Source organism: Streptomyces sp. NPDC048275, assembly GCF_040652275.1.
In the GTDB taxonomy this organism is placed as follows: domain Bacteria; phylum Actinomycetota; class Actinomycetes; order Streptomycetales; family Streptomycetaceae; genus Streptomyces.
Genome location: NZ_JBEZLR010000199.1, coordinates 1 through 5,470, shown reverse-complemented (window position 1 = coordinate 5,470; position 5,470 = coordinate 1). Strand labels below are relative to the sequence as shown.

The window sequence follows — 5,470 nt, the reverse complement described above, 5'->3', positions numbered from 1 at the left end:
GCGCATGCGAAGGCCCCTATACCGACCAGTCGGACAAACCGGGGCAAGGCGCCGAATCAGCGAGACCGATCAGACCGCTGACGAATCGAGGTTGGCGCTCACCCTTGCCGGATCGAACAGTTCCATCCCGCCCTCGGCGGGCCAGATGCCGTAGCGTCGGCGCAGTACCTTCCAAGGCACGCGCTTGTGCTTGCGCTCCTGCCATCTGATGATCTCCTTCCAGAGGTAGGCCCTCAGATAGCTGAAAGTCGCGTTCGAGCATCCGTACTTGAAGTACGCGGTCCAGCCCCGCAGCATCCGGTTGAGCTGACGCAGCAGGTCTTCGAGCGACAGGTTCATGCTCCGCCGGCAGATCGTCTTCACCTTGGCCATGACGGCCGCCAGGGCCTTCTTGGCCGGATAGACGTAGACGTACCGTTTGCCGGTGCCTCGCTTGCGGTGGCGCTGGATGCACCAGCCGAGGAAGACGAGGCCCTCGTCGATATGGGTGATCAGGGTCTTCTCTGGAGACAGGCGCAGGCCCATCTCAGAGAGGACCCGGGCGATTTCTTCCCGCAGGGATTCGGCATGCGCTTCGGTGCCAGAAACGAGCAGGCACCAGTCGTCCGCGTACCGCACGAGGCGGTAGTTGGGCAGACCTTGACGGCGCCGCTTTGCCCTTCCATACGGGCTGGCTCCGGGGCCGCCCGGACCTTGGGCGATATGCTCGTCCAGGACCGAGAGAGCCACATTGCTCAGCAACGGGGAAAGAATCGACCCTTGCGGAGTCCCGGCGTTGGTATCCACCAGGGTGCCGTCCTCATCGAGGATGCCCGCTTTAAGGAACGCCTTCACCAGATCCAGGACGCGTTTGTCTCCGACACGTTCCCGCACCCGGTCCATGAGAGCGGAGTGCGAGATTTCGTCGAAGCAGGCTTTGATGTCACCCTCAACAATCCACTCATACGAGCGGGATGCGAAATGATGCACCTCAGCCACCGCATCGTGAGCCCGGCGATTCGGGCGGAATCCGTAGGAACACGGGAGAAAATCCGCCTCGAAAATTGGCTCCAACACCAGTTTCAAGGACGCCTGAGCGACCCGATCACGGATGGTTGCGATCCCCAGATAGCGGACCTTGCCGCCAGCCTTGGGAATCGCGCGCCGCCGAGCCGGTAGAGGCCGGAAAGAGCGGGCTTTGAGATCTTCCCGCAGTTCCGAAAGGAACCCTTCCAGCCCGCGCACGGACTCAATGTAGTAGGCGGTCTCGCCGTCCACTCCCGCCGTGCGCGCGCCCTTGTTGTTCCGCACCCGGTCCCAGGCCACCAGCAGGAAGCCCGGGTCCGTGGCGAGGTTGTACAGATCATCGAACCTGCGATGAGGGTCATCACTGGCCCAACGGTGCAGCTTGGTCTGGATTTCCAGTACCCGGCGTTCCGCCTTGAGTAAGACGTATTCCAGTTCGTCGGTATTCACCAACGGCCTCCCGGCATTCCAGCGTCCTTACTGCCGACTTGCTGGCCCCCTTCGCCATGCACGGACCTCTCGTCCGCTCGGACTACTACGGGGCCTCCGCCCCGTCCCGCGCCTTCAACAGACGACGTATCTATCCCACCGGCCCGGATGGATTCCGGGCCCGGGGAACGACGTGGGACGGTTCCCGTGTTCACGGTGAATCGATCGATCAGTCCGGCGCCCAGCTTTGCCCCGGCAGCATCGCCACGGTTACGCCGCAGGCTTTCACCGTGGCCTCCCCACCGACACGCCAAGTCGGTTACGGAGTCAGTCCGTTCAGCGAACGGACTGTGCACTGCAACCCGGCCCATATCCACCAGATTTGAGCCGGTGCCACGCTTACGGAGCTTTACCACTGGTTCCTCTCGTACGCCCTCTGATCTCGCTCGCCGGACCCGGCCCGTCTGGTAGTTCCGAGCAGTCCCGGCTTTGTCAGCGCTGCTTCCCGCCCTCCCCGGCGCCTCCTGGGTCGGACTGCGCTCAGCTCCCACCAAGCTGCTGCGACAGCCTGGCGAGGAGGTCTTGCACCTCCTTCGATTCACCGCGCCTCACGGCGCACTGGCGCCTCGTGGCGCACCCACGAGGTACGACAAGCTCGCGGTCCACCACGAAGCAACTGTGCTCGCTGCCGCCATCAACGAGTGGCTGTGACCAGCTACGGCGAGGAACCCGGCCGGTGAGCGTGTGAACCTCAAGAAGACATCGCTGCGCGGTCGGTCTCGCTGCGGAGAATGCAGAATCCATCGCTTTCAGGGTCCGCGAGGATGGCCCAGCCTGCACCATCGGGTTCCCGGCGATCGGCGACGAGGGTGGCACCGAGGTTCAGCAGCCGCTCGACCTCCTCCTCGCGCGAGGTCTTCGGGCGCAGGCGCAGGTGAACCCTGTTCTTGATCGTTTTCGGTTCTGGCACCTGGTTGAAGTGCAGCAGCGGCCCCTCCGGCAGCCTCACCTCAGTCTCCGGGGCACCCGGCTTGTCCTCCGGATGCAGCGGGCAACCGAGCACCTCGCTCCAGAACCGAGCCAGCTCATAGGCATCCGCACAGTCGATCGCCACGTTCTACACTACCGAAACCATGCACGCGAGCATGCCTGGAGCTCCGCTCGGTCCGCTACCAAATCGCGGCCAGACCGCACCAGTACTTTCGCAACAGGCCCTGAAAGAGCGTTTTGTCCCGCCAGTAGTGTTTGGTCCCTGCCTGGAGGGCGAGTCAGCCTGGGATAGCTGAGGCGGAAGTTCTCGAGGCGGCGTATGTGGCCTCAGGGCGACTCGTCGTGCACGGCGAGCCTGACACCGCGCGAGAAGGAGCCGGGCGCTTTCATGCTTCTACTCATCAAAGAGGTACTGACCATGGATCCGCTGCCCGAACGAGGCATTGGCGGGGTGACCGCACCGAACTGCGCGGAGCCGCTCGCACGCCGTCGTCGGCACGCATGGCTGCTCGCTACCCTCACCGAACTGATCGGCGACTGAGGACAAGCCGCCGGTGAGGTGTACAGGCCGGTCGCCGAGGCCCCGCCCACACAGACCGACGTCCCCGTGAACCTCGGGCTGCTTGCCGGCCTCTGCCAGTCCGCCAGTACCCGGGTGGACACAGCACGTGCTCAGGACGCCGCGCGCTGGCCGGCTTCCGTCACCCAAGAGAAGGATGAGGACGAGCGGACATTCGCCGCGCGATGCGCCACAACTGAGGCGGAACGGGTCTTGGTCCAGGCGGGATACGAGGACACAAAGGCCCCACAGCCACCGCGTATGACCCCCAGTCAGCCCCTAATGCAGTGTGCAGCCATCGCTCTGGCAGACACTCGTGCGGACTTCCTCACTGAACTGCTGGACGATCCAGCACAGGCCATCAAGCGGGCGCAGGAGCTGGCGAGCACGGGCGAGTTCACCGTGGATCAGATCCTTGACGAGGCAACCGATACGGCCGTGCTGTCCGGACTGCTCGCGTCGTGATCCCGGTCCAACTGTTCGCGGCCACCGAAGCGCACACCGTGCGGCTCCATGAGATCCACACCGCAGACGGCAGCTGTGTTCAGCACCGCCGCTTCTGTGCTGCGGAGGGCCGCGAGATCCCCTATTCCGAGGTCGGGCGCGGTGTCGCCCTATCGGACGGTCGCATGCTGCCGCTCTCCGAGGACGACCTCGCCCGCCTGCCGCTTCCGACCAAGCACACGATCACGGTGGTGGGATTCATCGAGCCGCAGGGCCCGTCCTCATCGGCGTCGCCGTCTTGCTCCAGGTGCTCGCTCAGCACCCGCTCGGCCTGGTCCCGGACGTCGGACCAGACACCGCCGTACGTCTCCGGGCGCACTCCGGTCAGGGGCGTCAGCCACAGGTCCGCGTGCGACTGGAGCACCTGCTCGGTCGGCCGGAAGTCCAGGACGGTTCCGCACGGCATCGAGTGCTGACCGGCATGGGTCTGCGTGGCCGGCCACTCGGGCAGGCCCTCGCAGTGCACGGGGCACAGGAACGCGACCCAGGCTGTGCCAGGCCCGTCGCCCGCGGCCGGACCTTCCCGGAGTGCCGTCGCCTTCGCCTTGCACTGCACGACGGTGCGCAGCGCGGTGAGCTGGCGGTGGGCGTCGACGCGGAGCGTCGGCAACCGACGACAACGCCGCAGATCGGCGTGTCAGACCCCGCGTCTCCGGCATGATCCGCCGGACAGGCCCTAGACCTCGATGTACGCCACGACCACCACGGTGTGCAGCGCGGTGACGAAGTACAGGACCCGGACGGACTCGACTTCGTCGGCGTACTGGCGCAGTTGGGGGCTGGTGGTGTCGCCGGGGATCGGCTCGCCGACGTCCGGGTCGACGGAGATGACGACCAGGGCGCGGTCCAGGGCGTGGATCTCCGCCTCGCTGGTGATGTTCTCCAGCTGCTTGGCGGCGGAGTCGGAGAAGGCGATCCGGGCGCGGCGGGGGCCGTGCTGCGGGGCCATCAGGCGACGGCCGGGCGCTGCGCGGCGAGTCGGGTGAGGTGGGCCTCGCGCAGCTCCTCCCACGGTGTGCAGTCCTCCACCGAGGGCAGCCCGTTCTCCGCGATGTCCTCCAGGACGGCGGCGAACTGGTCGGCGCTGGCCCGGGTCTTGGCCGCGTACGCGCGGACCGCGTCGGCGGCCGCGGGCTCCAGCTGCTGCCGGGCGTGGTCGGCGGGGGCCGGCTGTTCGCTCATCGAGGGCTCCAGGAGGAAGAACTGGCGTCTGCTCCCACGGTATCGGCCGCCCAGGGCCCTGGGGACCACTCCGGACGAACCGGCTCGCACGAGGGTGCAAGACCCAGACACCCCAGGTGGGCCCAGCTCCAACGCGTTCCGTTTCCACCTGGGAAAACACCGGTCCCGGGACCCAGGGACCCAGGTTCCGGGCCGGGCGCCGGGGGCCGGGGGCCGCCGGGGTCCGCCCGCGCGATGACACAGATCAGCTGAACAGTGACACAGATGACCATGCCCACCTGGGAAAACAGGGGTCGATGACACAGATCGGCCGGACTGTTCAGGCAGGGAGGCCGGGCACGACCTGGCCGTTGGTGATCTGCGTGCGGGCGGTCATCGCGTGGCCGTCGCACACCGTGTACCGGACCGGCCGCCGCCATCGTTACGTTCTGTACTGCCCACGAGTGCGCGCGAGGCATCATCAAAAGTGTCACGCTCTGCCTCGAATTCCGCCCTGGGGAGGCTCACGGACCCCGAGAAGCGGACATAAGGGAAAATATTCGAGGCGGCGTGACGCTTTTCGGGAGCGTGTGTGTCTGCTGACAGGTGATCTTGACCGTTTGCCAGGTGAGTTTGACCGCGCAGGACAGGTTCCCAGGGTTCAGCGGCAGAGTTCCATGATGGTGTCGTCGAAGTCGGGAAATTCCTCGGCGGCCTGCTCAAGCACGGTAGCGGCCTGGCTGGCAGCCGTTGCGGCGCGAACCGCGGCAGAACAAGCTCCCGGGCTACGTCCTGGTCCGTATGGACATGACGAACGAGTCC

General features: G+C 66.1%; 7 protein-coding genes and 1 pseudogene. 3 read left to right on the top strand and 5 right to left on the bottom strand.

All coding sequences use genetic code 11. The features are described 5' to 3' along the window. Positions 1–69: 69 nt before the first annotated feature. On the bottom strand, positions 70–1,455 hold the full coding sequence (gene ltrA / locus AB0D57_RS47010) for a group II intron reverse transcriptase/maturase (RefSeq protein WP_362088658.1): 1,386 nt from the start codon (positions 1,453–1,455) through the stop codon (positions 70–72). A 730-nt stretch (positions 1,456–2,185) separates the two neighbouring features. Beyond that, complete coding sequence (locus AB0D57_RS47005) at positions 2,186–2,548, bottom strand: VOC family protein (RefSeq protein WP_362088657.1); 363 nt, start codon at positions 2,546–2,548, stop codon at positions 2,186–2,188. A gap of 264 nt (positions 2,549–2,812) precedes the next feature. Between AB0D57_RS47005 and AB0D57_RS47000 the strand changes: the two genes are divergently transcribed. The 3 genes and pseudogenes from AB0D57_RS47000 to AB0D57_RS46990 all read left to right on the top strand — a co-directional run. Next, positions 2,813–2,965 carry a hypothetical protein gene (locus AB0D57_RS47000; protein ID WP_362088656.1) on the top strand — a complete coding sequence of 51 codons (153 nt, stop codon included), beginning with the start codon at positions 2,813–2,815 and terminating at the stop codon, positions 2,963–2,965. A gap of 66 nt (positions 2,966–3,031) precedes the next feature. Continuing rightward, on the top strand, positions 3,032–3,448 hold the full coding sequence (locus tag AB0D57_RS46995; RefSeq protein WP_362088655.1) for a hypothetical protein: 417 nt from the start codon (positions 3,032–3,034) through the stop codon (positions 3,446–3,448). Further along, positions 3,445–3,633 (top strand): annotated as a pseudogene (locus AB0D57_RS46990) (Ku protein); the annotation flags it as partial. The gene AB0D57_RS46995 and the pseudogene AB0D57_RS46990, both read left to right, overlap by 4 nt. Here the strand turns inward: AB0D57_RS46990 and AB0D57_RS46985 are convergent. The 3 genes from AB0D57_RS46985 to AB0D57_RS46975 all read right to left on the bottom strand — a co-directional run bounded on the left by AB0D57_RS46985 (position 3,570) and on the right by AB0D57_RS46975 (position 4,669). Continuing rightward, entirely contained in the window at positions 3,570–4,097 is a 528-nt protein-coding gene (locus tag AB0D57_RS46985) for a hypothetical protein (RefSeq protein ID WP_362088654.1), read from the bottom strand. The pseudogene AB0D57_RS46990 and the gene AB0D57_RS46985 sit on opposite strands and share 64 nt — an antisense overlap. 66 nt (positions 4,098–4,163) lie before the next feature. Beyond that, complete coding sequence (locus tag AB0D57_RS46980; RefSeq protein WP_362088653.1) at positions 4,164–4,436, bottom strand: hypothetical protein; 273 nt, start codon at positions 4,434–4,436, stop codon at positions 4,164–4,166. After that, positions 4,436–4,669 (bottom strand): hypothetical protein, encoded by a 234-nt coding sequence (locus AB0D57_RS46975; RefSeq protein ID WP_362088652.1) that lies wholly within the window; start codon positions 4,667–4,669, stop codon positions 4,436–4,438. The genes AB0D57_RS46980 and AB0D57_RS46975 overlap by 1 nt, the downstream gene beginning before the upstream one ends. Positions 4,670–5,470: the final 801 nt, after the last annotated feature.